This is a genomic window from Anaeromicropila populeti (genome assembly GCF_900112775.1).
Taxonomy (GTDB): domain Bacteria; phylum Bacillota; class Clostridia; order Lachnospirales; family Lachnospiraceae; genus Anaeromicropila_A; species Anaeromicropila_A populeti.
The window spans coordinates 1-1,278 of the sequence record NZ_FOYZ01000044.1; the positions used below are offsets into that span (position 1 = coordinate 1).

At 35.1% G+C, this 1,278-nt stretch carries 1 pseudogene; it reads right to left on the minus strand.

The annotated features are described in order from the left end of the window. Positions 1-500, minus strand: a pseudogene (locus tag BM305_RS18730) (hypothetical protein); the annotation flags it as partial. Positions 501-1,278: the final 778 nt, after the last annotated feature.

Below are 1,278 nucleotides of genomic sequence, written 5' to 3' on the forward strand. Positions count from 1 at the left end.
GTTTTTGGTTTTTGGCTCGTTTTTGCAACAGGCACTGGCGTAGGCTGTGACTTGGGAATTGGTATAGGCTGTGGCTTAGGAACTGGTGCAGTCTGTTGTTTGGGAATCACTGGTGTCTGGGATGTAGTTGTTTTCTTGCTTGTAGAAGTAGTTGATTTCGTTTGCTGCGGATAACTTTCCTTAGGTCTGTTGTAGCTATAACTACTGGTACTTCCTTGAGCATATGGGCTTGGAGTGCCAGACGCGGTATAAATCATTTTAGTACTGGTCGTTGCTATAGTCTGCTTAGAAATCTTTACAGTAGCAGCAACACTGGATTTCAAAGCATTTTGAATGGAACTAGTGGCTGACTTTGTACTACTATTTTTATTGGAACTTGTTGAACTGCTTCCTTTTGCTGATGACTTTGGCTGATTGCTTTTCTTATTATTAGATGTTTTTGCAGATTTTATCTTAGGTGTCATAGCTGTTCTCTGTACACTCGGCATTATTTTTGACACTTTATTTTCTCCTTCTTCTAGTTTTTTTATCCTTGCTATTTTAACAGTATTTACTATTAAGTTCAATAATTTTATTGTAATTATATGAATAATTTTGTATGAAAAATAAAGTTGTACAAATGTAATGAAACTAGGATAAAATTAAATTGTTTGCAATCAAAAGTTGAATATGCAGTTATTTTTACGAGATTGCTGTAAAATGCAGTTGCAATGTTATTGACTCAACGTATATGGGGTAAGATAAAAGCATACCAAAGAGAATCAATAGCTAACAACGAAAGATAAGGATACACAACCATTGGGTAATTGATTGGGCGTGTTTTTTAGTTATTGGCTGTTCTGACTGAAAAAGTCCAACTAATTTTTTTGTCGAAAACTTGCAAAGTCTTGAAAATAGAGGGCTTACAGGATGAATTTGCCTATAATACAGATTAATTGAATTTGGTTGGACAAAAATGCAGGAAAGGCTTGCAAAATCTGAATTTTATGGTATTATAGAAGGAGAAAAATGGGATATTTACGTTAGTTGAACCGTAACATGAGATGTATTGAAACTACGTCGTTTTAATGCAGGTCTCCACCCAGTAACATGTTGAACCGTAACATGAGATGTATTGAAACTCGAATTGTACAAAATCATTATTACCCCATTCTCTCGTTGAACCGTAACATGAGATGTATTGAAATGATATTGTCAATATCTCTTTACACTTTTTTCACAAGGATGTTCGACCTATGCCGCATCCTGTAAGGAGGCATAGTATTGTTGCCTCTTAAT